Origin of the sequence: Flavobacterium sp. KBS0721 (genome assembly GCF_002007065.3) — a bacterium.
Taxonomy (GTDB): domain Bacteria; phylum Bacteroidota; class Bacteroidia; order Flavobacteriales; family Flavobacteriaceae; genus Flavobacterium; species Flavobacterium piscis.
In genome coordinates, this window is the sequence record NZ_CP042170.1 from 1,658,566 (window position 1) to 1,681,385 (window position 22,820).

The 22,820-nt window shown below is 32.9% G+C and carries 22 protein-coding genes; 4 read left to right on the forward strand and 18 right to left on the reverse strand.

Translation table 11 applies throughout. The annotated features are described in order from the left end of the window. Window positions 1-3: 3 nt before the first annotated feature. Window positions 4-684 (forward strand): DedA family protein, encoded by a 681-nt coding sequence (locus tag B0M43_RS07385; RefSeq protein WP_065449250.1) that lies wholly within the window; start codon window positions 4-6, stop codon window positions 682-684. Between the two features lie 306 nt (window positions 685-990). On the opposite strand, the gene rodA is transcribed toward B0M43_RS07385, so the two are convergent. The 6 genes from rodA to purH form a co-directional block, all read right to left on the reverse strand. Next, window positions 991-2,226, reverse strand: coding sequence for a rod shape-determining protein RodA (gene rodA / locus B0M43_RS07390; protein WP_078006315.1), 1,236 nt, complete (start codon window positions 2,224-2,226; stop codon window positions 991-993). 15 nt (window positions 2,227-2,241) lie between these two features. Further along, window positions 2,242-4,215, reverse strand: a complete 1,974-nt coding sequence (mrdA, locus tag B0M43_RS07395; protein ID WP_078006314.1) for a penicillin-binding protein 2 — start codon at window positions 4,213-4,215, stop codon at window positions 2,242-2,244. Then, on the reverse strand, window positions 4,212-4,718 hold the full coding sequence (locus B0M43_RS07400) for a rod shape-determining protein MreD (protein ID WP_065449253.1): 507 nt from the start codon (window positions 4,716-4,718) through the stop codon (window positions 4,212-4,214). The genes mrdA and B0M43_RS07400 overlap by 4 nt, the downstream gene beginning before the upstream one ends. Continuing rightward, complete coding sequence (gene mreC, locus B0M43_RS07405) at window positions 4,711-5,535, reverse strand: rod shape-determining protein MreC (RefSeq protein WP_078006313.1); 825 nt, start codon at window positions 5,533-5,535, stop codon at window positions 4,711-4,713. The genes B0M43_RS07400 and mreC overlap by 8 nt, the downstream gene beginning before the upstream one ends. Window positions 5,536-5,643: 108 nt before the next feature. Then, window positions 5,644-6,672, reverse strand: coding sequence for a rod shape-determining protein (locus B0M43_RS07410; RefSeq protein ID WP_007804822.1), 1,029 nt, complete (start codon window positions 6,670-6,672; stop codon window positions 5,644-5,646). 54 nt (window positions 6,673-6,726) lie between these two features. Continuing rightward, the gene (gene purH / locus B0M43_RS07415; RefSeq protein ID WP_078006312.1) at window positions 6,727-8,253 is read right to left on the reverse strand and encodes a bifunctional phosphoribosylaminoimidazolecarboxamide formyltransferase/IMP cyclohydrolase; all 1,527 of its coding nucleotides are present in this window, start codon (window positions 8,251-8,253) and stop codon (window positions 6,727-6,729) included. A gap of 165 nt (window positions 8,254-8,418) precedes the next feature. On the opposite strand from purH, the gene B0M43_RS07420 reads away from it, so the two are divergent. After that, window positions 8,419-9,666 carry an ABC transporter permease gene (locus tag B0M43_RS07420; protein ID WP_065449256.1) on the forward strand — a complete coding sequence of 416 codons (1,248 nt, stop codon included), beginning with the start codon at window positions 8,419-8,421 and terminating at the stop codon, window positions 9,664-9,666. Window positions 9,667-9,959: 293 nt separating this feature from the next. On the opposite strand, the gene B0M43_RS07425 is transcribed toward B0M43_RS07420, so the two are convergent. The 4 genes from B0M43_RS07425 to B0M43_RS07440 form a co-directional block, all read right to left on the reverse strand. Continuing rightward, window positions 9,960-10,562: a hypothetical protein gene (locus B0M43_RS07425; RefSeq protein WP_078006311.1), complete on the reverse strand. Its 603-nt coding sequence runs from the start codon at window positions 10,560-10,562 to the stop codon at window positions 9,960-9,962. 88 nt (window positions 10,563-10,650) lie between these two features. Beyond that, window positions 10,651-11,505: an acetyl-CoA carboxylase, carboxyltransferase subunit beta gene (gene accD / locus B0M43_RS07430; protein WP_026983883.1), complete on the reverse strand. Its 855-nt coding sequence runs from the start codon at window positions 11,503-11,505 to the stop codon at window positions 10,651-10,653. 110 nt (window positions 11,506-11,615) lie between these two features. Next, a complete protein-coding gene (gene fbaA / locus B0M43_RS07435; protein WP_065449258.1) occupies window positions 11,616-12,683 on the reverse strand; it encodes a class II fructose-bisphosphate aldolase in 1,068 nt (355 codons plus the stop codon). 58 nt (window positions 12,684-12,741) lie between these two features. Further along, window positions 12,742-15,303 carry a BamA/TamA family outer membrane protein gene (locus B0M43_RS07440; protein WP_078006310.1) on the reverse strand — a complete coding sequence of 854 codons (2,562 nt, stop codon included), beginning with the start codon at window positions 15,301-15,303 and terminating at the stop codon, window positions 12,742-12,744. A gap of 37 nt (window positions 15,304-15,340) precedes the next feature. Between B0M43_RS07440 and B0M43_RS07445 the strand changes: the two genes are divergently transcribed. Continuing rightward, complete coding sequence (locus tag B0M43_RS07445; protein WP_078006309.1) at window positions 15,341-16,069, forward strand: RNA methyltransferase; 729 nt, start codon at window positions 15,341-15,343, stop codon at window positions 16,067-16,069. A 9-nt stretch (window positions 16,070-16,078) separates the two neighbouring features. On the opposite strand, the gene B0M43_RS07450 is transcribed toward B0M43_RS07445, so the two are convergent. The 4 genes from B0M43_RS07450 to B0M43_RS07465 form a co-directional block, all read right to left on the reverse strand. Continuing rightward, window positions 16,079-16,789: a porin family protein gene (locus tag B0M43_RS07450; RefSeq protein WP_078006308.1), complete on the reverse strand. Its 711-nt coding sequence runs from the start codon at window positions 16,787-16,789 to the stop codon at window positions 16,079-16,081. A gap of 1 nt (window position 16,790) precedes the next feature. After that, window positions 16,791-17,522, reverse strand: coding sequence for a bifunctional demethylmenaquinone methyltransferase/2-methoxy-6-polyprenyl-1,4-benzoquinol methylase UbiE (gene ubiE / locus B0M43_RS07455; RefSeq protein ID WP_065449261.1), 732 nt, complete (start codon window positions 17,520-17,522; stop codon window positions 16,791-16,793). A gap of 582 nt (window positions 17,523-18,104) precedes the next feature. Continuing rightward, window positions 18,105-18,587 carry a dihydrofolate reductase gene (locus B0M43_RS07460; RefSeq protein WP_078006307.1) on the reverse strand — a complete coding sequence of 161 codons (483 nt, stop codon included), beginning with the start codon at window positions 18,585-18,587 and terminating at the stop codon, window positions 18,105-18,107. Between the two features lie 13 nt (window positions 18,588-18,600). Beyond that, window positions 18,601-18,945, reverse strand: a complete 345-nt coding sequence (locus B0M43_RS07465; protein ID WP_078006306.1) for a 2TM domain-containing protein — start codon at window positions 18,943-18,945, stop codon at window positions 18,601-18,603. Window positions 18,946-19,181: 236 nt separating this feature from the next. Between B0M43_RS07465 and B0M43_RS07470 the strand changes: the two genes are divergently transcribed. Continuing rightward, the gene (locus B0M43_RS07470; RefSeq protein ID WP_078006305.1) at window positions 19,182-19,478 is read left to right on the forward strand and encodes an isoamylase early set domain-containing protein; all 297 of its coding nucleotides are present in this window, start codon (window positions 19,182-19,184) and stop codon (window positions 19,476-19,478) included. Between the two features lie 53 nt (window positions 19,479-19,531). On the opposite strand, the gene B0M43_RS07475 is transcribed toward B0M43_RS07470, so the two are convergent. From B0M43_RS07475 to B0M43_RS07490, 4 genes are all read right to left on the reverse strand, one after another. Continuing rightward, window positions 19,532-20,383 carry a thymidylate synthase gene (locus B0M43_RS07475; protein WP_078006304.1) on the reverse strand — a complete coding sequence of 284 codons (852 nt, stop codon included), beginning with the start codon at window positions 20,381-20,383 and terminating at the stop codon, window positions 19,532-19,534. 5 nt (window positions 20,384-20,388) lie between these two features. Next, entirely contained in the window at window positions 20,389-20,979 is a 591-nt protein-coding gene (locus B0M43_RS07480) for a hypothetical protein (RefSeq protein ID WP_123921769.1), read from the reverse strand. A gap of 38 nt (window positions 20,980-21,017) precedes the next feature. Further along, window positions 21,018-21,641 carry a bifunctional nuclease family protein gene (locus tag B0M43_RS07485; RefSeq protein WP_042566126.1) on the reverse strand — a complete coding sequence of 208 codons (624 nt, stop codon included), beginning with the start codon at window positions 21,639-21,641 and terminating at the stop codon, window positions 21,018-21,020. A gap of 165 nt (window positions 21,642-21,806) precedes the next feature. Next, a complete protein-coding gene (locus B0M43_RS07490; RefSeq protein ID WP_078006303.1) occupies window positions 21,807-22,775 on the reverse strand; it encodes an electron transfer flavoprotein subunit alpha/FixB family protein in 969 nt (322 codons plus the stop codon). Between the last annotated feature and the right edge of the window lie 45 nt (window positions 22,776-22,820).

Consider the following 22,820-nt stretch of genomic DNA (forward strand, 5'->3'; position numbering starts at 1 on the left):
TTTATGAATAATTTTGATTGGAGTCAATTAATTAACCCTGAATTTTACATTACATTAAGCATCGGAGGTGTTCAAATTGGTTTATTTATTGTTTTGTTTATAGTTTTTGCTGAAACAGGACTTTTCGCGGGTTTTTTCCTTCCGGGAGACAGTTTACTTTTTTTGGCGGGTATTTATAGCCGTGATCTAATGTTGAATGTAGTTGATATTCCAGCTGATTTTATAAATGTATTTGTGCTTTCTACTCTTGTTGCCATAATGGGGGTTTTGGGAAATATGACAGGATATTGGTTTGGAGCTAAAAGCGGGTATTATTTGTTTAAAAAAGAAGATTCATTTTGGTTTAAGAAAAAATACCTTTTACAATCGAAAGATTTCTTTGAAAAGTATGGTGGTAAAGCGATTATTTATGCGCGTTTTCTTCCAATTTTCAGAACATTTGCTCCAATCATTGCGGGTATAGTTTCTATGGATAAAAAGAAGTTCATGTTTTATAATGTCCTGAGTTCTTTTTTATGGTCTTTTATCCTAATTTTTGCAGGTCATTATTTATATGGAGTGTTCTTAAAGCAAGGAATTGATTTAAAGCACCATATTGAATATATCATTATCATAATTGTTATTATCTCTACGTTCCCGGTTTTAGTAAAGCTTTTAAAGAAAAGACCAAGCGAAAAGATATAATTAATATATAAATACAAAAAAGTCCGAAGTTCTGAACTTCGGACTTTTTTTATGCCTGAATATGATCTTTAAACATTGTCAACATTGAAGTGATTTGAAATGCAGGATTATGTTATTATGATACTTAATCCGAGGTTGAAGCTTTGCACAGCTCACAGCTATATTTAAAATTATTCTTTTTTTAATTTAAGTTAATGTGTTTTTTAGGTGCGAATGTATTCAATGCTATAGAAACGACTTAACTTAAAATCCTAAGTTTTCAATTGGAATTTGGAATTTTTGTATTGAATTTTTTCAAAAAAAAGCCTACCATTCATTTACCTTATTAGCATCCATTTTTAAGAAGATAAACAATAAAATTGTGAATCCCCAAAGTCCGGAACCTCCATATGAAAAGAAGGGAAGAGGAACCCCAATGGTTGGAAAAATCCCTATAACCATTGCAATGTTTACAAAAAAGTGCGTAAATAAAATTCCTGCAACACAATACCCGTAAACTCTGCTGAATTTTGTTTTTTGTCTTTCGGCCAAGTAAATTACTCTTAGTAATAAACCAACAAAAAGCGCAATAACAACAATTGAACCTGCAAAACCCCATTCTTCACCAACAGTCGTAAAAATATAATCTGTATGTTGCTCAGGAACAAATCCTCCTTTGGTTTGTGTTCCTTCCAAGAAACCTTTTCCAATCCATCCTCCGGATCCAATAGCAATTTCTGATTGGTTGGTGTTGTATCCAATACCTTTCATATCGACTGTTTTTCCTAATAATATATTAAAACGGTCGCGATGGTGCTGTTTAAAGATATTATCAAAAACATAATCTACAGATAGTACAAAAGCCGAGATGACAGCGAGTAATATAGCACTTAAAATAATGTTTCGGTCAACGGCCCGGCCTTTAAAATGTATGATAATTAAAACCCCCAGCGCAATTAATATAACCGCGTAAGGTTCTAAGATAAGCGTTAAAACGAATAATATAATAGTTATAAAACCAGTCCAGACATACCATGATGGTAATCCTTCTCTGTAAAGAACCACAATAAAAATACTGTAAATTAAAGCACTTCCGGGATCGGGCTGAGGTAAAATTAGCATTACTGGTAAAAATACAATTGCAAGAGCCTGAATCTGTCTGTTTACATCTTTCAGGTTAATTTGTGTGTCGCTTAAATATTTTGCTAACGCTAAAGATGTAGCGGCTTTTGCAAACTCGGAAGGCTGTATTGTAAAACTCCCTATTGCGTACCAACATCTTTGGCCGGCGATAGTTTTTCCAAAAAGAAACAAACCGGCTAATGAAAGTAATGAAACCCCAAAAATGATACTGGCGTATTTTTCGTAAAATTTTCCGTCCACAAAAAGTACAATAAAAATCAAAGGAATTGTACAGCCAATAAAAATTAATTGTTTTTGATAGGTTCCGTCTGTTGATAATAATGATGACGAATAGATATTTATCCAGCCTAATATTACTAACGCAGTATAGATAAAAACACTTATCCAATCAATGTTGTTTTTTACACTTTGATTTCTCATTTGAAATAATCTTTGTTAGTTCTTTTTAGTGGTGTCTATTGTTGTTTTTTTAACTTCTTTTTTTACGGCTGGAGCAACAGCTGCTTTTGGTTTGACAATTTTAGCTAATAAAACAGAATCCTTTGGTACCGACTCAATTTTGCTTGCTGCACTCATTCCTCCCAACTTGGCATATTCTGAAGCTAAACTTTTGTTTAGTACTCTTACTTCCAGATCTGTTCGGGTTATTTTCTTTCTAAGATATTTTTCAATCATTAAACTGGCAATTGGCCCCGCTACACTGGCACCAAAACCTCCATTTTCAATCATAATTGCGATAGCAATTTTTGGATTGTCTTTTGGAGCAAAGGCAACAAATATAGAGTGATCTTCTAACTGAACTCTTTTTCCGTTAATTTTCGCGAAGTTTTCAGCAGTTCCTGTTTTTCCGCAAATATCAATTCCTTCCACTTTTAGTCTGCTTGCCGTTCCCATATTATATACGTCAAACAAACCGCTAATAACAGGAGGAAAATATTTTTGATCAACAGTTGTAACGTGTTTAGTTGTGAATTTAGGATCTATTTTTTCACCTTCAATCTTTTTAATGATATGAGGTGTATAATAATACCCTTGATTTGCAACAGTAGCCATCATATTAGCCAGTTGTATTGGGGTCATCAAAACTTCTCCCTGACCAATTGCGTTAGATACGATTGCGGTGCTTCGCCAGCCTCCATTAGGATAAATACGTTTGTATGTTTTAGAGGTAGGTACGTTCCCTCTTTTACCAGTTGGTAAATCATAGCCCATAAACTGACCTAATCCAAAACTTTTAATGTGATCACTCCAAACATCGACTGCTTTGCCAGGATTTGCATATTTGTTTATTGTAAGCATATAAGCTTGTGCAAAATAGGTATTACATGAATTGTAAATTCCATTATGCAATTGATGCGGTCCAAAACCGTGACATTTCATAAAACGTCCTCTACCGTAACTAAATCCGTGGTGACACATAAAAGTCGTTTGCTCATTGATAACACCCTCTTGTAGGGCTACTAAGCCGGTTAAGATTTTAAACGGAGATCCCGGAGGATATTCTGCTAAAAGTCCTCTGTCGTATAATGGTTTTGCTATAGAATCATGATATAAAAGTGTATAGTTTTTAGATCTTTGTCTTCCAACTAAAATACCCGGATCATATGATGGAGCGGTAACTAATGCTAATATCTCACCTGATTTAGGTTCGATGGCAACAATTCCTCCTCTTTTGTTGATCATTAATTCTTCACCGTATTTTTGAAGTTCGGCATCGATTGTTAAATTGATATCTTCACCTGCAACGGCAATAGTATCATATTTTCCATCTTTATAAGAACCAATTTCTCTATTATATTTGTCTTTCTGTATATATTTTACACCTTTTATTCCGCGTAAAACTTCTTCGTAGCTTTCTTCAACACCTTGTCTTCCAATTAAGTCACCACTATTGTAATAAGGGTTTTTAGCAATTAATTTTTCATTTACCTGTAGAATAGAGCCAAAAATATTGGCGCCATAATCTACTTCGTAATCACGAAGTGATCTTTTTTGGAAATAGAAACCTTCGTATTTTCTGATTTTTTCCTGAAAAGCAGCAAATTCATTTTTGTTTAATTGCGATAAAAATACAGAAGGTAATCTTGGACTGTATACTTTTGCTTTTGCAACTCTCTTGTCGTAGTCTTCTTTAGTAATATTTAATAATGTGCAAAATTCACTAACGTTAAGATCTTCCTTAATCTCTCTCGGGATTACCATGATGTCATAAGAAGCCTGATTCGCAACTAATAACTTTCCATTTCGGTCATAAATATAGCCTCTTTCAGGATAGTCATACTGCTTCTTGATTGCATTATTGTCAGATTTTAACTTAAAAGAATCGTCTATAATTTGCAAATAAAATACCCTCATCACAAGCAGAGATGCTGCGATAATAATTAAAGAGGGCAGCAGAATTTTTCTCATCGTTTATTTGGCTTAATAAGGTAAATTATGATAATAGAAGTGATTATTGTAAAGATTGAGCTAAATAATGTTCGGAGTAAAATATCCCAAATAAATTTAAACTGAAAGGCTTCTAGTATAAACAATACGATATGATGTAATAAAACAGATACCAGAATAAAAGAAAATCTTTCAGGTGTTAATGAGTCGTTTAGCTTAATGGTCTGGTATTCATAACTCAGTCCAAATGAGAATTTAAAAATGTAAGGTCTGTAATAGGCGAGGATAACGCAGGCCGTTGCATGAATTCCTCCTGAATTACAAAACATATCCATTGTAAGCCCCAGCAAAAAACTGGAAAATATTAATCCGGCTCTATTGCTGTTTACCGGATACAAAATAATGTATAAGATGTATGGGAAGGGACTTATGTACCCTAAAAAATTCATATTATTAAAAATAACAATCTGAATTGCTAGTAAAATAATAAATCGAAAAATATTGACTAACAAAGCGCTATTCATCTTTTTTCTTTTTTTCTAAATTAATAAGTTCTTCTCTGTCCTTACTTTTAATAATATAAACGTGACCTAAGTTTGTCATGTCGTTAAATAGCTTAACTTTTATAACGTAAAAACTGGTCTTTGTTTCTGTGTAAACTGTCTCAACAGTCCCTATATTTATTCCTTCCGGAAAAATTACAGATTGTCCTCCCGTTACGATAGTATCACCTTTTCTAACAGAAGCTAATCTCGGGACATCTCTAAGCTGCACAAATCCTGTGCTTACTCCATCCCAGGTTAAAGAACCAAAATGATTTGATTTTTTTAACTTAGCATTAATTCGAGATTTCATATTCAGGATACTTACCACAGTAGAATATCTTGGCGATGTATTATCGATAATACCAATAATTCCTAAACTGTTTATTACTCCCATATCTTGTTTTACGCCTTCATTGGTTCCCGAATTTAAAGTAATAAAGTTCTCGTGCGTACTGTATGAGTTATGAATTACTTTTGAAACTATGATATCCGCAGGTTTTACTCCCTTTACACTATCTGCTAAAGGAATTTTTGTAGTGTCTTCCTTATTGAATAAAAGACTTTTTAATCTTGCGTTTTCAAGTACAAGTTCGTCATTTTCAGTTCTTAAATTCAAATATTCATTTACATGATTGATTCTTTCATAAACACCTCCGCTTAAAAAATTAGCTGAACTGATTACTTTACTTCTATGAAAAGAATGCGATTGAATTGTGAGAGCCAACGAAATACCTAAAAGCAGCAAAAACAGCAATCGATTACTGTTTCTTATAATAAAATTAAAAATTTGCTGCATTTCTTGTTTGGTTATTTTGTTTCAGGATATGCTATTAAGTTTCAAATTTTATAAGAGTCAGATAAATTAAATCTGACTCTTATAAAAACATATTGATTATTTTGAATCTTATTTAATTAAGATACTTTTAAATTTTGCAATATTTTTAAGTGCCATTCCGGTTCCACGAACTACAGCTCTTAACGGGTCTTCAGCAATATAAACAGGTAAATCTGTTTTTTGCGAAATACGTTTGTCAAGACCTCTTAACATAGATCCACCACCGGCTAAATAAATACCAGTGTTGTAAATGTCTGCCGCTAATTCAGGAGGAGTTTGAGATAATGTTTCCATTACAGCATCTTCAATACGCTGAATTGATTTGTCTAATGCTTTAGCAATTTCACGGTAAGAAACATCAACTTGTTTTGGTTTACCAGTAAGTAAATCTCTACCCTGAACTGACATATCCTCAGGAGGACCATCTAAATCTTCGATAGCAGCTCCAATTTGAATTTTTATTTTCTCTGCAGTACTTTCTCCCACAAAAAGATTGTGTTGCGTACGCATATAATAGACGATATCATTTGTAAAAACGTCACCTGCAATTTTTACAGATTTGTCGCATACAATACCGCCTAATGCAATTACAGCAATTTCTGTTGTACCACCTCCAATATCAACAATCATGTTTCCTTTTGGCTGCATGATATCAATACCAATACCAATTGCTGCTGCCATTGGCTCATGAATTAAGTAAACTTCTTTTCCGTTTACTCTTTCACAAGATTCTTTTACAGCTCTCATCTCAACCTCAGTAATTCCAGACGGAATACATACTACCATTCTTAAAGCTGGAGTAAACATTCTTTTCTTTAATGCAGGAATACTTTTGATGAACATGTTGATCATCTTTTCCGAAGCATCAAAATCTGCAATTACACCATCTTTCAAAGGCCTTATGGTCTTGATGTTTTCATGCGTTTTACCTTGCATCATATTGGCTTCCTTACCAACAGCAATGATTTTGCCTGATATTCTGTCACGTGCAACGATTGACGGACTATCAATAACAACTTTATCATTATGTATGATTAAAGTGTTTGCGGTACCAAGGTCTATCGCAATATCCTCGGTCATGAAATCAAAAAATCCCATAAGTTTTTTAGGGGTTTAAAATGTTATAAATTATTTTGAACAAAGTTAAACAAATTAATGTTTAAAATGACGTGTTCCTGTAAATACCATTGCAACATTATTTTCGTTGCAATAATTTATGCTTAATTCGTCTTTTATCGAACCTCCGGGCTGAATTACAGCTGTTATTCCTGCTTTTTTAGCTAATTCTACACAATCCGGAAAAGGGAAAAATGCATCACTTGCCATAGAAGCGCCGGTTAAATCAAAACCAAAAGCTTTTGCTTTATCTACAGCTTGTACCAAAGCATCAACTCTTGATGTCTGGCCGGTTCCTGAAGAAATTAATGTTCCGTTTTTTGCAAAAACAATCGTGTTTGATTTGGTGTTTTTACAAATTTTTGAAGCAAATATCAGGTCTTCTATTTCCTGAGCAGTCGGCTCAGTGATAGTAACGGTTTTTAAATGCTCTTTAGTATCTGTAATATTATTTCTGTCCTGAATTAACAAACCGTTAAGACATGTTCTTACTTGTCTTGAAGGTAATTCAACTTCATTTTGAACTAATATAATTCTGTTTTTCTTTTCTTGTAAAACCGCAATTGCATCATCATTATAACTTGGAGCAATTACTACTTCGCAGAATAATTTATTGATTTCCTGTGCTGTAGCCAAATCAATTTTAGTGTTTGCAATCAGAACTCCACCAAAAGCAGATGTTGGATCACAAGCCAATGCTGCTAAATAAGCTTCGCTGATTGTTTTTCTTGAAGCTAAACCACAAGCATTATTGTGTTTTAAAATAGCAAATGTTGGTCCGTCAGTTTTAAACTCATTAATTAAGTTTACTGCTGCGTCAACATCTAACAAATTGTTATATGATAATTCTTTTCCGTGAACCTTTTTAAACATCGCATCAAAATCTCCAAAAAAGAAACCTTTTTGATGTGGGTTTTCACCATATCTTAAAACCTGGCCATCTGCAATACTTTCTTTGTAGATAGTTTCGTCAGTATTAAAATAATTAAAAATAGCACCGTCATAATGAGAGGAAACGTGGAATGCTTTTGTAGCAAACAATCTTCTGTTTTCAAGAGTTGTTGCTCCGTTTTGTTCTGTAATTAAATCCAAAAGCAAACTGTATTCATTAACAGAAGCTACAATTACAGTGTCTTTGAAGTTTTTTGCACCGGCACGAATCAATGAAATTCCGCCAATATCAATTTTTTCAATAATATCCTGTTCGCTTGCGCCAGAAGCAACCGTTTTTTCAAATGGGTACAAATCAACAATAACCAGATCAATTTGAGGAATATCAAATTCCTTCATTTGCTGAACGTCACTTTCGTTATCCTGACGGTTTAAGATTCCGCCAAAAATTTTCGGGTGCAAAGTTTTTACCCTTCCGCCAAGAATTTCCGGGAATGAAGTAATATCTTCAACAGGAACTACAGGAATTCCAAGGTTTTTTATAAAATCTTCGGTTCCTCCAGTCGAATAAAGCGTTACGTTTTGTTCGTGTAATTTTCTAACGATTGGCTCTAAGCCATCTTTCGAAAAAACAGAAATTAATGCTGATTGTATTGTTTTAGTTGTGCTCATTGTGTAGTTATGATTTTCAGACTGCAAAAGTAGTTTTTTTAAATATTATTTTAAAGAAAATTAATGTAACATTATGCTAAAAAAATCTACTGATGAGTAAGTTAACTTTTATTAGGATTTTGATTTTAATTTATTGAATTTTACTTTTATGAAAAATACACGTATATGCTGGTTTATCTAAGGTTGTTAAAAGAAAGTTTCCGCTTTGCCATAAACGCTTTGCGAAATAATAAACTGCGTACCTTATTGTCGCTGTTAGGTGTTACGATTGGTATTTTTTCTATTATTGCTGTATTGGCAGCGGTAGATTCTTTAGATCGAAAGATTTCAAAAGATTTGAGCAGCTTAGATAAAAATACGATTTATTTAATGAAATATTGTTTTGGTCCTTCTGAAATTCCACAATGGAAAAGAGAGCAATTTCCAAATGTAAAATATGATGAATACATCAGTTTAAAAAATTCCCTTAATAATACAGATCAGGTCGCTTATCAGCTTTTTGTAAATCATGAAACTTTAAAATATGATTCAAAAACTGTTAGTGATGTCAATATAGTTCCTTCGTCCAGCGAAATGGTCGATATTGAAGGATTAAGTTTCGATAAAGGAAGATTTTATAATGAATCTGAATCCAATTCCGGAAGCGCAGTTATTGTTCTGGGATACGATATTGCTGAGGGACTTTTTGAAACTAGCGATCCTATTGGTAAAAATATTCGTTTATACGGACAGCGTTTTACCGTAATTGGTGTAATAAAAAAACAGGGTGCGGGTTTTTTTGGCGATAGTAATGATACATCTGTTTATTTACCAACGAACTTTTTGCGCAGAATGTACGGTGATAATGATGCAATGACGCCGGTTATTGTTTTAAAACCTGTAAAAGGAGTAGATATGGAGGCGTATAAAGCCGAAGTTGCCCAAAAATTAAGAGCAATTCGCGGAATGAAAGCAGGCGAGTCTGATAATTTCTTTATTAATGTACTTTCTGGTTTTACTGATTTTGTAGATGGAATTCTGGGAAGTTTAAGGTTTGGAGGTATATTTATTAGTTTCTTTTCTTTCTTGGTTGGAGGTTTTGGTGTGGCAAATATTATGTTTGTTTCGGTAAAAGAGCGAACTAATTTAATAGGGATTCAAAAATCTTTAGGCGCAAAAAATCGTTTTATATTGTTTCAGTTTTTGTTTGAAGCCGTTATTCTTTGTTTGATAGGCGGAATAATTGGTTTGTTGATTGTTTGGTTGATGTCGCTGCTTTTAACTAATTTATTAGATTTTGAATTTGTGTTAAGTTTCTGGAATGTTATTATCGGGGCGGGATTATCGATTCTGGTTGGTATAATATCCGGAATTTTACCGGCAATTTCGGCAGCAAAATTAGATCCGGTTGAGGCAATTAGAACGGGAATGTAATTTTAAGGATCTAAGATGCTGAGTTGCTAAGGTCCTGAGGTTTTTTTTTTGAAGGTGAAAAGAAACAAACATTGGAGCTCGTTGGAGATAAAGTTCCAGAGAAACAATTTATGTTGTAGATATGGAATTATTCCGTTGAATATAAAATAATTTATTCTTTTGAATGGCCTCCAGCTTTAGCTGGAGATTTAAATAAAGATTAGAAATTAGGCTTTAGCCAAATAATTAATGCTTAGTAAACTTGCGAAAGGTTTCTAAAAAAAAATCCGAAGAAATATTCTTCGGATTTTTTTTTAGTTCTTATTTGGGAATTTAATTTTAGTTCGATCCCATTTAATAGAATCAGAATAATAGTAATCACTATTGGTTTTGTATTTCAAAACAGTATCCTCTTCTTGAGTGGTTCTTCTGATTGCATAAGCCTGTAATTGATTTTTGTTTAGGAACTTGAAAAAAGAAGTGTTTTTAATGGTGTCATTTTGAGAAACAATGATTAATATTCGTCTGTTTTTCTCTTTACTTAGAATATTTTCGGATAAAAAATCATCTAAACTAGTTTCAGGAATTTTAACAATATCTTTTGGTTGTAGGTCAAGAAAATGGGGAAGTGTATCTTTTTCACTGCCGTAACTACATAATTCAAGGAAATATCTTTTTTGATAAAAATAGAAACTTCCTTTTTTGTCAATTAATAACTGATGCTCTGCATAAAAACCTTTTCTTGGAGGAGGAGCAAATTTGTCCGTATATTTTTTTATGGAATCGTAATATTTTTCAAGTTTTTCATCTTCATATGAGATGATGTAGGTTTTGTTTTTCTCAATAATTTTTTCTTCTTTCTTAGTACAATTCAAAAGAAACAAACAAATTGCAAAACCAACTAAAACTCTTTTCATAAAACTAAGATTTCAAATAAAGATATAAAAAAATCTCACCTGCAAATTAAGCGGATGAGATTTTATATGTTTAAGAAAGTTTTTAAAACTATCTAATTGTATTGTTTTGAATCAAATCGATATATAAGTTGATCTTATCTTTTAATTCTTTTCTTGGCGTGATAAAGTCAAGGAAACCATGCTCTAAAAGAAATTCGGCAGTTTGAAAACCTTCTGGTAAATCTTTTCCTGTAGTATCGCGAACAACACGAGGGCCGGCAAAACCAATTAAAGCTCCAGGTTCAGAGATGTTGATGTCTCCTAACATTGCATATGATGCAGTTGTTCCTCCTGTAGTTGGGTCAGTACAAAGCGAGATGTATGGTAATTTAGCTTCAGCTAACTGAGCTAATTTTACAGATGTTTTTGCTAATTGCATTAATGAATAAGCAGCTTCCATCATACGAGCTCCGCCTGACTTAGAAATCATTACAAAAGGTAGTTTGTTTTTGATCGCGTGATCAATACCTCTGGCAATTTTTTCTCCAACAACCGCTCCCATAGATCCGCCAATAAAGGCAAAATCCATACAGCAGATAACAAGTTCTCTTCCTTTAGATTTTCCCACTCCGGTACGCACAGCGTCTTTCAGATGAGTTTTCTCCATTACATCCTTCAATCTTTCTGCATATTTTTTTGTATCCACAAAATGCAAAGGATCTTTTGATGTCATGTTTTTATCCAATTCAACAAATTCATTATTGTCGAATAAAATTTCAAAATAGGTTGCGCTTCCAATTCGAACATGAAAATCATCTTCAGGACTAACAAATAAGTTTCTGGCTAATTCATCAGCATCAATAATTTTTCCCGTAGGAGATTTGTACCACAATCCTTTAGGAACGTCCATTTTATCTTCGGTCGCAGTCGTAATCCCTTTTTCTTGTCTTTTAAACCAAGCCATTTTTTTAATTTTAGAATGTAGATTTTAAAGTTTAGATTTTTCAATCTGATTCAAAATTTAGATTTCAGGCTTTTTTAGAAGTCTGAAATCTAAAATCAGAAGTCTAAAATTTAAAGTGTATTTACGTTATTCAAGTCAGCAAAAGCTTGCTCAAGTCTTGTATTGAATGTCACTTCACTTTCACGTACCCATTTTCTTGGGTCATAGTATTTTTTGTTAGGAACATCAGCACCTTCTGGGTTGCCAATTTGAGATTTTAAATAGTCAATGTTTTTAACCATGTAATCACGAATTCCTTCAGTAAATGCAAATTGCAAATCTGTATCAATGTTCATTTTGATAACTCCGTAGCTAATTCCTTCTCTGATTTCTTCAAGTGTAGAACCTGAACCTCCGTGGAAAACGAAATCTACTGGGTTAGGACCTGTTTTGAATTTGTTTTGAACGAAATCCTGAGAATTTTTTAAGATTTTTGGAGTCAATTTTACGTTTCCTGGTTTGTAAACACCGTGAACGTTTCCAAAAGCAGCAGCAATTGTAAATTTAGGGCTAATTTTAGATAATTCTTCGTAAGCGTAAGCTACTTCTTCTGGCTGAGTGTATAATTTTGAGCTATCAACATCTGAGTTGTCAACACCATCTTCTTCACCACCTGTAATACCAAGTTCGATTTCTAATGTCATTCCCATTTTGCTCATTCTTGCCAAATACTGTTTACAGATCTCAATGTTTTCTTCGATTGGCTCTTCAGACAAATCGATCATATGAGAACTAAATAATGGTTTTCCTGTTTCTGCAAAATGTTTTTCAGAAGCATCTAATAAACCATCAATCCAAGGTAATAATTTTTTTGCACAGTGGTCAGTGTGTAGAATTACGGTAGCACCGTAAGCCTCTGCCAAAGTATGAATGTGTTTTGCTCCGGCGATTCCTCCAGCAATTGCTGATTTCTCGTTAGCGTTAGATAATCCTTTTCCAGCGTTAAATTGTGCTCCTCCGTTTGAAAATTGAATAATAACTGGCGCATTTAGTTTCGCTGCAGTTTCAAGAACTCCATTGATTGTGCTAGACCCCGTAACATTTACTGCTGGTAAAGCAAAACCTTTTTCTTTTGCATAATTAAAAATTTCCTGTACTTGATCTCCTGTAGCTACTCCGGGTTTAATATTGTGTGCCATTGTAATTTTTTTTAGTTGTTTTTAGTTTTTAGGTTGCAAAAATAAGAATTAATTAGCATTAGAACGGATAATTTATCCCAAAATTTAAAACCGAATGGCCAAAATTGTATTCTTTGAACCAGCGGTCTCCTTTCTCATGCGCCGGATTATAAGTCTTGAAGCCTAAATCTAAGCGAATCACAAAAAAGCTTAAATCGTAACGCAAACCAAATCCTGAACCCAAAGCAATTTCAGCTAAATCGTTTACGCCAGAGAATTTTGCCTTCTCATCGATGACATTATCGAGTACATTCCAGATATTTCCGGCGTCTGCAAAGACTGCTCCCTTGACATCGCCAAAGACTTTAAAACGGAATTCGGCACTCAATGCAATCTTCATATTGGCCTCATTAAAATCATTCGCTGCATTTGTACTTCCCGGACCCAAAGAGTAAGGTTGCCATGCACGGTTGTCGTTTGAACCTCCTGAATAATAACTTCGTGAGAACGGAATGTAATTTGAATTTCCAAAAGGAATAGCTATACCAAAGAAACTTCTCACCGCTAATACCTTTTCTTTTCCAAAATCCCAGTGTTTGATGTAATCAAATTCTGTTTTAATGTACTCTGAATATTCTAAATTGAAAATTTCATAATTGCCATTTGAATTTTTAGGTAAACTGGCAATACCTGAAATGGCAGTTAATAAGGTTCCTGCAGATTCTATTTTAGTTTTAAACTGATAAAAAGTATTGTCCGCAAGATCTTTTTTAGTGGTTTTTGTAAAGGTGTAACTTGTCGCTAAAATAAAGTCATTTTCGGTCAAACGAATCCTTCTTTCTTCGATACTTTCTACATCTTTATATTGAGGATCTCCTGGAAGTAAGTCGGTTTGGTTAGTTAATACATCGTTGGTAAAACCTGTGGTTCCTGTTGGTATAGTAAGATTTTTATTAAAAGAATTATCGAAATAGGATTCGTTTGTATTGTGATCTTTACCAATATTATTTAATTCGTTATAAGAAGAAGTGTAAACGTTAAAATAATTATTAGGATTTAAATTTCGTACAAACTGAGCATTAAGCAATTCAAGTTTGGCAGTATTATATCTTTTTGGAGACCAATTATAGGCAAGACCACCAGTGAAATTTTCTTTATCCAAACCGATGTTTCTTTGTTTTGAGAAACCCGCGGTAATGCTGGTAGAAGGAATCATTCTTTTTGGAATAATTTTTTCAGTACCAAAAGGCAATAAAATTCTCGGGAAATTTAATTTTAAATCAAGACCGTACTCAGAAACATTAAAGAAATTATCATTAGGGTTAGCCATGTCTTTAGACGAACCTACGTTTAAACGTGCAGAAATTTCAAGTGTTTCAGCCCTATTAAATACATTTCGGATAGTTTCAGAAACACTGGCTCCAATACCAAAATCCTGAATGTTAGAATGAGTTACGTCAAGAGAGGCGCCAAAACTATATTTCTTTCTGGGAGTCAGGTACACATTCGCAATTAAGGATTGTGCAGTTGAGTCGCGTTTGTCAACTTCATATTGAATCGAAGGATAATTAAAGATTTTTAAATTATTTAGATATCTTGAAGAGAGAGTAGTTCTCGTATCAGAAAAATAATTTCCTTTGGTGATAAAAATGGCGTCAGTAATGGCTCGCGGTTTGTATTTTAATTTTTTGTGACTGTACAGATTAAAGTTGTTGTACGTTGTACTGTCTGTTATTTTTGTTTTTGCATTTGCAGGAGAATAATCCGTATAAATGTTTACATCGCTTATTTTATATAATTTAAAAGGCTCTGTTCTGCTGGAGTCTCTTTCCTGAATATTATTATTGTTGATGATTAAAGTTACATCAGCCTTATTCTTTTTGCCTATCGTGTCAATATCAAAAGTAACATAAGTGGGTTGAAAGAAATAAGCACCATGGTTTCTAAAATAAGTAGTAAGACGATTTTTTTCATCCTCAAAATCAGCAGTTTTGTATTGTTTTCCAGATTTTAAAAATGAAGGTTCATTGTTAGTTTTGTATAATGAATCCAGAGCAGGAGTCTTGATATTGGTGTTAATAGTGTCCAGGGTATAAGCAGGACCTGTGGTAATGAGATAATTAATTTTAGCTTTTTTTCTGGCAACACTATCAATGCTGTAGTCTGTTGCTACATTAAAATATCCATTATTAAAATAATAAAACTTTAAACGCAAAAGAGATTTTTTTGTCTTAGCAGTATCAATAACAACAGGAGGTTCGCCTGTGCTTTTTAAGAATTCATGAATACCTTTGTACAGAAAAGATTGTCCAAGTCGGTCAACTTGCTTTGCTGATAATATTTTAGCCTGACGCTCATATAAACCAGGGTGATTTTTAAATTTTGCCTGATAAGTAGAATCCGGATTTAAGTTGGCTAAGTTGTATAAATTTAAGCGTAAACGATATCCTAACAAAGTACCATTTGGTTTTTGATACATCTGGTTAGAAGCTATTTCGTCGTTCGTAGCCTTTCCATTTACAAGAATAGTATTTTTTACAAGAAGGTTTTTTCCATCTGGAACTCTTTTTACAGCATTACAACCGCAAATAAATATTGCTATTAGAATAAATGCTGTTATTTTTGTGGAATTCTTTTTCAAGTGTTCTTAAATATTTAATTCAAAAGTACATTATTTTATGGTTAGTAAAAACCAAATAAAACTTATATCAAGTTTACATCAAAAAAAGCAACGTTTTGCAAATCAATTATTTTTCGCCGAGGGAGTAAAAGTAATTCAAGAATTGTTGTTATCCAACTTTGAATTAGAGCATTTATACACGACTCTAAATGATTTTGAAGAAGTCCATTCTTCAAAACGTACGCTTATTTATGAGCAGGAACTTAAAAAAATTAGTGCCTTATCAACTCCAAATTCATGTTTGGCGGTTTTTAAAATTCCATCCGAGAATGAAATAACCAAATCTGGTTTGATTTTAGCTCTTGACGATATTCGCGATCCCGGAAACTTAGGGACAATTTTACGTCTTTGTGACTGGTTTGGTATCAAACAAATTATTTGTTCTAAAGAAACTGTCGATATTTATAATCCAAAAGTAGTTCAGGCAACGATGGGGTCTATCGCCAGAGTAAATGTGAATTATGTTGATTTGAAAACTTTTATTACCGAAGCTAATATTCCTGTTTTTGGAACTTTTATGGATGGCGAGAATATTTATCAATCTAATTTACCTCAAAGCGGAATCATCATCATGGGTAATGAAGCTAATGGGATATCATCAGAGATTGAAAAAATAGTTACAAGCCGACTCACAATTCCAAGATTTGGAGAACTGCAAAAAACCGAAAGTTTAAACGTAGCTACTGCAACAGCAATTATTCTTAGTGAGTTTAAACGAAATAGTTAGGAATTTGTTTTAATGAAAAGTGAAATTAATTAAAATAGCCCTCGATTTCATAGAATCAATGTTGTCTGTCCATGGGCTAGGGCCTTTTGCCGGATTGTCTCGAATTAATTCATCTGTAATACCAAACATACCTCTTATCGAAGGAGAAAAGATAAAGTATTCAGAGAAAAAGTCAATTCCAAAACCTACTTCATAAGCGGCAGTCCATTGTTTTGTTCTGAATTTGCCTTCAAAATTGTCATCTTTTGATTTTGAGTTGCTCGATAAATTCAATGTTGTAGACATTCCTCCAACCAAATACGGGCGAATGTTTCCTGTTCGCAGTGAAGAAAATTTCAATAGTAATGGAAAGTGAATATAAGTACTGTTTACTTCTCGTAAATAATCTTTTTCTAAAGGTAAATTTGGATAATACAAATCGCGTTTAGAATAATATAATCCTGGCTCAAAACGCAAGTTGATATATTCCTGTAGTCTTAAGTCAGCAACAACCCCCACATTAAAACCGGTAGTTTTTTTTACCTGAATGTCCGGGCCCGGAGTTTTGTAGTCAAATTTAAAATCGAAACTATTAAATCCAAGATAATAACCAAAATACAGGCGTTGTTTTTGCCAGTTTTCAAGATTTATAATAGGATCCTTGCTAAACATACTTTTAGCAAATTGAGAATATCCGTTTGTCGTTAAGACTAGTAAAAGTAAGACTACAGTTTTTTTCATACTATTTTTTAGATGCAGAATAAATGGTGGCAACCCCAAAAGTTTGAGGCATGGATACAACATCTATAAACCCAATTTTTCTCAAAATATTGTTTAATGCTTCTCCATAAGGAAAAACAGCAGCAGATTCAGACAAGTAACCATAAGCAGCATTGTCTTTAGAAAATAATTTACCAATGATAGGAAGTATGTTTTTGCTGTAAAATTTATAGCCTTGTTTGTAAGGTGTTTTATCAGGAACCGAAGTTTCCAGAATTACAAAAACACCATTAGGTTTTAGAACTCTCAAAATTTCAGCAAAGCCTTTTTCTAGATTTTCAAAATTTCGAACGCCAAAACCAACAGTTATAGCATCGAAATAGTTGTCTTCAAAAGGAATTTTTTCAGAATCGCCCAAAACCATATCAATCAAATTTGATAATCCTTTTTCTGCGATTTTCTTTTTTCCAACTTCCAGCATGCCTGCAGAAATATCCAGTCCAATTATTTTTTCGGCATTTGTTTGCGCCATTAAAATAGCCAGGTCGCCAGTACCTGTTGCGATATCAAGAATAACTTTGGGTTTTTTATCCGAAACTATTTTTAATACTTTCTTTCGCCATTTAATATCGATTCCAAATGAAATTACGCGATTCAAATTGTCGTAGTTCCCCGAGATGTTATCAAACATTTGGGCAACCTGCTCTTTTTTACCTAAAGAAGAGTCTTTATATGGGGTTATTTTTTCAGACATTTTTTTTATTTACGCAAATATAATACAATCTGACTTAACTGTAATTGAGTTTTTGAATTTGTAAATTAATTGTTTTAGCAGAAGGCTTTTAATTGATATTGTATGTTGGGTTTTTGCTATCACCAAAAGTGGGTATTTTGATAAAATCACTAAAAGTGGGTATTGTGGGACATGGATTTTATGGCCAACTTTGCTACAGTTAAAAAGATAGAATTTTAATGATTGATTGAATTTTTGACTTAATCAGATGAAGATTTTTTTCGCACTGGTAATTTCATTTGTTCTTGTAAGTAGTTTTGAAAGTATTGTTCTTGGGGCCAATACTCTTTAAAGTGCGAAATACGTTCTTAGGATTAAATTTGTTTTTGGAAATTTTAATTTTCTTGCCTTTAATATCTTAGTGGTATTTGTTATTAAAGGCTCTTTGAGATTCGTTCTCATTTAACAGTAAATGTTATTCAGTTATTCAAATGTTTTATAACATTTGTGATTTTTTTTACCAAAACTATTACTCGAATGAGTCAAATCTAATCAATCGTTTTAAAAAACATCCTTCAAAAGAGGATGTTTTTTTTTGTTTTCTTATTTTCTAATGTATGTTTCGTAAGTATAATCAAAAAGATGTTTATCGTCCTTAAAATTTTCTTCAGATTCTACCAGTTGCCACTCACTTTTACTGATTTTAGGAAAAAAAGCATCAGCTTCAAAAGTATGGTGAACTTTGGTTATCTCAATAATATCGGTATAAGGTAAGGCCAGATTATAAATTTCGCCTCCGCCAATGATATAAGAATCTTCGTTTTCAGGGCATGCGGCAATTGCTTTTTCGATACTGTCAACTATGATGCATCCTTCCGGATGATAATCTTTTTGTCGTGTTATTACAACATGAACTCTGTTTGGGAGAGGTTTCGGAAAACTTTCAAAAGTTTTTCTGCCCATAATAATATGATGATTCGTTGTTAGCGATTTGAATCTTTTAAAATCATTTGGTAAATGCCAAACTAATTCATTGTTTTTTCCAAGTGCGTTATTTTCGGCAACAGCCGCTATCATTATAATCATAGCAATCTAGTAACTAAAATTTATTTTCGGTATCCTCAATTATTCTGGATTCTAATTGACTAATTCTTTTTTGCTGCAAGCCAACAAGTCGGTCAATTTGTTCTCTTTCCCATTTTTTATTCATAAACCTGTCTGTAATGTACACCTTTATGAAATGTAAAATAAAGATAAAGAACCATATCGTAATTCCCCAAACACACCAATTTTGGTCTGTGTTAGCACCTAAATCGAAAAATCTATTAGCAATAAATAAAAATAAACTTCCCAGTAGAAAAAGTACAAAATGAAAATATAAGATCTTTTTTTGTCTAAGTCTTCTTCGGGCGTATTCGTATTGTTCGTGAACTTCTTTTTCCATATGATATAAATGAGGTTATAAAGTTAAAATTTATTTTGTAACGACCCTATTTAGATACTGGAATATTTCTTTTAAAATGCGCTGAGAGTTTGAATTCCAAAATTTTATGCAGATTAAATTGCTAAATAGATAAAAAAATATTCGGTTTTTGATATTATCATAAATCGGTTCTGAAGGTATCGAAAATTCAGCTGAATTTGTGTAATTTCGTCTATGAATCTAAAAACTAAACAGTTATGTCTCTAAAGAAACAATTTATAAAAACGAAGCCTGTAGTAAAAGTTACATTTTCTATAGATGCTAAAGATGCAAATTCTGTAGCGGTTGTTGGTGATTTTAACAACTGGAATGTTGAGGAAGGAACTTTAAGTAAATTGAAAAATGGTACTTTTAAAGCTACCTATGACTTAGTTAAAGATGCAATTTACGAGTTTAAGTACGTAATTGATGGAAGTTATGTTAATGATCCTGAAGCAGATTCTTATAAATGGAATGATTTTGCAGGAAGTGAAAATAGTGTTTTAGTTGTATAAAATATAAGTATAAAAAAATCCGCTTAAAAAACTTAAGCGGATTTTTTTATACTTTATACGGCAACACTACCTTTTATTCCCGCATGCGGTTCATAATCTAAAAGAGTAAAGTCATTATAATCAAAATCAAAAATGTTTTTTATCTCTGGATTTAAGATCATTTTTGGTAATGGTTTTGGCTCACGTGTTAATTGCAATTCTAATTGTTCGAAGTGATTGTTGTAAATATGTGCATCTCCAAAAGTGTGAATAAATTCACCATACTCCAGATCACATACCTGAGCAATCATCATGGTTAACAATGCGTAAGAAGCAATATTAAAAGGAACTCCTAAAAATATATCAGCACTTCGTTGGTATAATTGGCAGGATAATTTTCCTTTTGTTTCTCCTTTTTCAGGATCAGGGCTGGTTACATAAAACTGAAAAAAAGCATGGCAAGGAGGTAATGCAGCCTTATTATTAGCAACATTTTCTTCAAATGACTTTTTTGTATCTGGTAAAACCGATGGGTTCCATGCTGAAACCAACATTCTTCGACTGTTAGGATTTGTTTTTAGTTCTGTAATCAATTCAGAAATCTGATCGATTTCTTCACTGTTCCAATTGCGCCATTGGTGTCCGTAAACAGGTCCTAAATCTCCATTAGAATCTGCCCAGGCATCCCAAATTTTTACTCCGTTTTCTTGAAGGTACTTTATGTTGGTATCACCTTTTAAGAACCAAAGAAGTTCATAAATAATAGATTTTAAGTGTAGTTTTTTGGTAGTAACCATTGGGAAACCTTCACTTAAATCAAAACGCATTTGGTAACCAAAAACACTTTTGGTTCCCGTTCCTGTTCGGTCTCCTTTTTGATTGCCGTTTTCTAAAACGTGTTTTACCAGGTCTAAATATTGTTTCATGGGTCTTATTTTATTTCTTCAATACTAATTTTAAATTTCCCTCCTATAGATGACTTAATGTTTATTGTCATCGGGACTGGAGTAGTTAAAAACTTGTAAAGACTTTGATCTAGATTCGTATTGTTTGATGCCACATACAATTTATAGTTGCCATCTGCTGTATTGTTTATTATCCAGGTTTTGTTCAGTGAAAGAGGTCCGTTTCGATAATCAAAGTTATCCGGTAATTCTTCCATTTTTATAGTTCTTCCGTTTTGATCTAAAATTGATGCTAAAGGAATGAAAATATATTTTTTAAAACCAAAACAATCACAAATGCTACTTATAGTTAATCGATATTTTTTATTAGATTTTAAGTCAAAATTATAGCCTTTATAGTTGGTATAAATTTTTTCCTTTTCTCCATAAGTCATTACTGAATCACTAATTTTTAATTCAAATTCATGACTTTCATTTAATACTATCGGGCTGGTAGGTAGGTGCGAACTTAGAGTTCTGTTTTCTTTTAAGATCTTATAAGATTCAATTGGGGTAGTTTTTCTGGAACACCCACAAGTAATAAATAATACTAAAACAATAATAAGTTTGTAATTCACTTTTTAAACTGGATTAGTTTTATATTAATAGAATCTATTTATCTTTTCGAAATTTCGTCTCTAATTTTTGCTGCCTTTTCATAATCTTCCTGAGAAACCGCCTGATCTAAAAGTTCATTTAGTTCCTGCAAACTATGTTTTGCGTAAACATCTCCGGATTGATTGCTTTCTTCTTCATGACCAAAAGTTTCCGGATTAGAAAGTACATCATCAATTTCCTGAGAACCCTGATCAGTTTCTGCAGTATTTGATTTTAAATAGATACCGGCCTTGTCTAAGATGTTTTTATAAGTAAAAATCGGAGCATTGAAACGCAAGGCCAATGCAATTGCATCAGAAGTTCTTGCATCAATAATTTCTTCTATTTTGTCTCTTTCGCAAATTAAACTCGAGTAAAAAACGCCATCGACAAGTTTATGAATAATGACTTGTTTTACTACAATATCAAACCTTTCAGCGAAGTTTTTGAATAAATCGTGTGTTAACGGACGAGGAGGTTTTATTTCTTTTTCTAAGGCAATAGCAATCGATTGGGCTTCGAAAGCACCAATAACTATTGGTAATTTTCGTTCGCCATCAACTTCGTTCAAAATTAAGGCATAAGCGCCATTTTGAGTTTGGCTGTATGAAATTCCTTTTATAGATAATTTTACTAGACTCATATATATGGGTAAAAAAGGGCAATTATTGCCTCATTTTAAGACTTTTTTTGATTGAAAAATAAAGGTGCAATTTTAATCAAAAAATATGGAACAAAAAAGCCACCTAAAACAAAGATACGATTATCTTGTTTTTAGGCAGCTATATTTTTATAGAGAATTTTTAAATTAAGAATGTTGTGCTTTAAAAGCTTTTAATTTCTCAATTAATTCCGGAACAATTGTAAATGCATCTCCAACGATACCATAATCTGCCACTTTAAAGAAAGGAGCTTCAGGATCATTATTGATAACCAATTTTACTTTTGATGAGTTGATACCCGCAATGTGCTGAATAGCACCAGAAATTCCTACTGCAATGTATAAGTTGGTTGCAACTGGTTTTCCTGTTTGTCCAACGTGTTCGCTGTGAGGTCTCCATCCTAAATCAGAAACGGGTTTAGAACATGCAGTTGCAGCACCTAAAACAGCGGCTAAATCTTCGATTAATCCCCAGTTTTCCGGACCTTTTAATCCACGTCCGCCAGAAACTACGATATCAGCATCAGCAATAGATACTTTTCCGCTTACTTTCTCTACAGATTCTACTTTTACTCCAAAGTCATTATCACCAATTGATGGATTAAAATCTTCTTCGGTTGCGGATCCTGCGCTTTCTAAAATTCCGTAAGAGTTTTTAGCAAGGCCAAGAACTTTTACATCGGTATTGATTTCTGTTATATTGAAAGCTTTGTTTGAGAAAGCATTTCTTTTTACCTGAAAAGGAGAAGTACTAACCGGTAATCCAACAACATTTGATGCGAAACCGGCATTTAAAGCCACGGCAACTAATGATGAAAGGTAAATACTGTCTGTAGTCGAAGAAAGTAAAACTACTTTTGTGCCTTCTTTTTCAGCAGCTTGTTTGATAACATCGGCGTAAGCCTTAGCTGTAAAACCTGCTAATTTATCGTTGGTAACTTTTAGTACTTTATCAACTCCGTATTTAGCCAATTCGCTAACGTCACTGGTGTTTACAGTTAAAGCTGTAACAGTTGTTCCAAGTGATTCTGCTACTTTTTTAGCGTAAGAAGCTAATTCAAAAGCAACTTTTTTAAATTTTCCTTCTGCAGATTCTGCATATATTAATATTGACATAATTTTTTTGTTTAAAAGTTTAAAGTTTCAGGTTTCAAGTTGCTA

Bases quoted from the DNA above. Each gene is read 5' to 3' on its own strand.
- B0M43_RS07445 (WP_078006309.1), top strand. From the start codon at position 15,341: ATGGTTAGTAAAAACCAAATAAAACTTATATCAAGTTTACATCAAAAA.
- B0M43_RS07450 (WP_078006308.1), bottom strand. From the start codon at position 16,789: ATGAAAAAAACTGTAGTCTTACTTTTACTAGTCTTAACGACAAACGGA.
- mrdA (WP_078006314.1), bottom strand. From the start codon at position 4,215: ATGAGAAAAATTCTGCTGCCCTCTTTAATTATTATCGCAGCATCTCTG.
- fbaA (WP_065449258.1), bottom strand. From the start codon at position 12,683: ATGGCACACAATATTAAACCCGGAGTAGCTACAGGAGATCAAGTACAG.
- B0M43_RS07400 (WP_065449253.1), bottom strand. From the start codon at position 4,718: ATGAATAGCGCTTTGTTAGTCAATATTTTTCGATTTATTATTTTACTA.
- B0M43_RS07470 (WP_078006305.1), top strand. From the start codon at position 19,182: ATGTCTCTAAAGAAACAATTTATAAAAACGAAGCCTGTAGTAAAAGTT.
- accD (WP_026983883.1), bottom strand. From the start codon at position 11,505: ATGGCTTGGTTTAAAAGACAAGAAAAAGGGATTACGACTGCGACCGAA.
- rodA (WP_078006315.1), bottom strand. From the start codon at position 2,226: ATGAGAAATCAAAGTGTAAAAAACAACATTGATTGGATAAGTGTTTTT.
- B0M43_RS07410 (WP_007804822.1), bottom strand. From the start codon at position 6,672: ATGGGATTTTTTGATTTCATGACCGAGGATATTGCGATAGACCTTGGT.
- B0M43_RS07465 (WP_078006306.1), bottom strand. From the start codon at position 18,945: ATGGAAAAAGAAGTTCACGAACAATACGAATACGCCCGAAGAAGACTT.
- purH (WP_078006312.1), bottom strand. From the start codon at position 8,253: ATGAGCACAACTAAAACAATACAATCAGCATTAATTTCTGTTTTTTCG.
- B0M43_RS07460 (WP_078006307.1), bottom strand. From the start codon at position 18,587: ATGATTATAATGATAGCGGCTGTTGCCGAAAATAACGCACTTGGAAAA.
- B0M43_RS07490 (WP_078006303.1), bottom strand. From the start codon at position 22,775: ATGTCAATATTAATATATGCAGAATCTGCAGAAGGAAAATTTAAAAAA.
- B0M43_RS07420 (WP_065449256.1), top strand. From the start codon at position 8,419: ATGCTGGTTTATCTAAGGTTGTTAAAAGAAAGTTTCCGCTTTGCCATA.
- B0M43_RS07485 (WP_042566126.1), bottom strand. From the start codon at position 21,641: ATGAGTCTAGTAAAATTATCTATAAAAGGAATTTCATACAGCCAAACT.
- B0M43_RS07425 (WP_078006311.1), bottom strand. From the start codon at position 10,562: ATGAAAAGAGTTTTAGTTGGTTTTGCAATTTGTTTGTTTCTTTTGAAT.
- ubiE (WP_065449261.1), bottom strand. From the start codon at position 17,522: ATGTCTGAAAAAATAACCCCATATAAAGACTCTTCTTTAGGTAAAAAA.
- B0M43_RS07475 (WP_078006304.1), bottom strand. From the start codon at position 20,383: ATGAAACAATATTTAGACCTGGTAAAACACGTTTTAGAAAACGGCAAT.
- mreC (WP_078006313.1), bottom strand. From the start codon at position 5,535: ATGCAGCAAATTTTTAATTTTATTATAAGAAACAGTAATCGATTGCTG.
- B0M43_RS07385 (WP_065449250.1), top strand. From the start codon at position 4: ATGAATAATTTTGATTGGAGTCAATTAATTAACCCTGAATTTTACATT.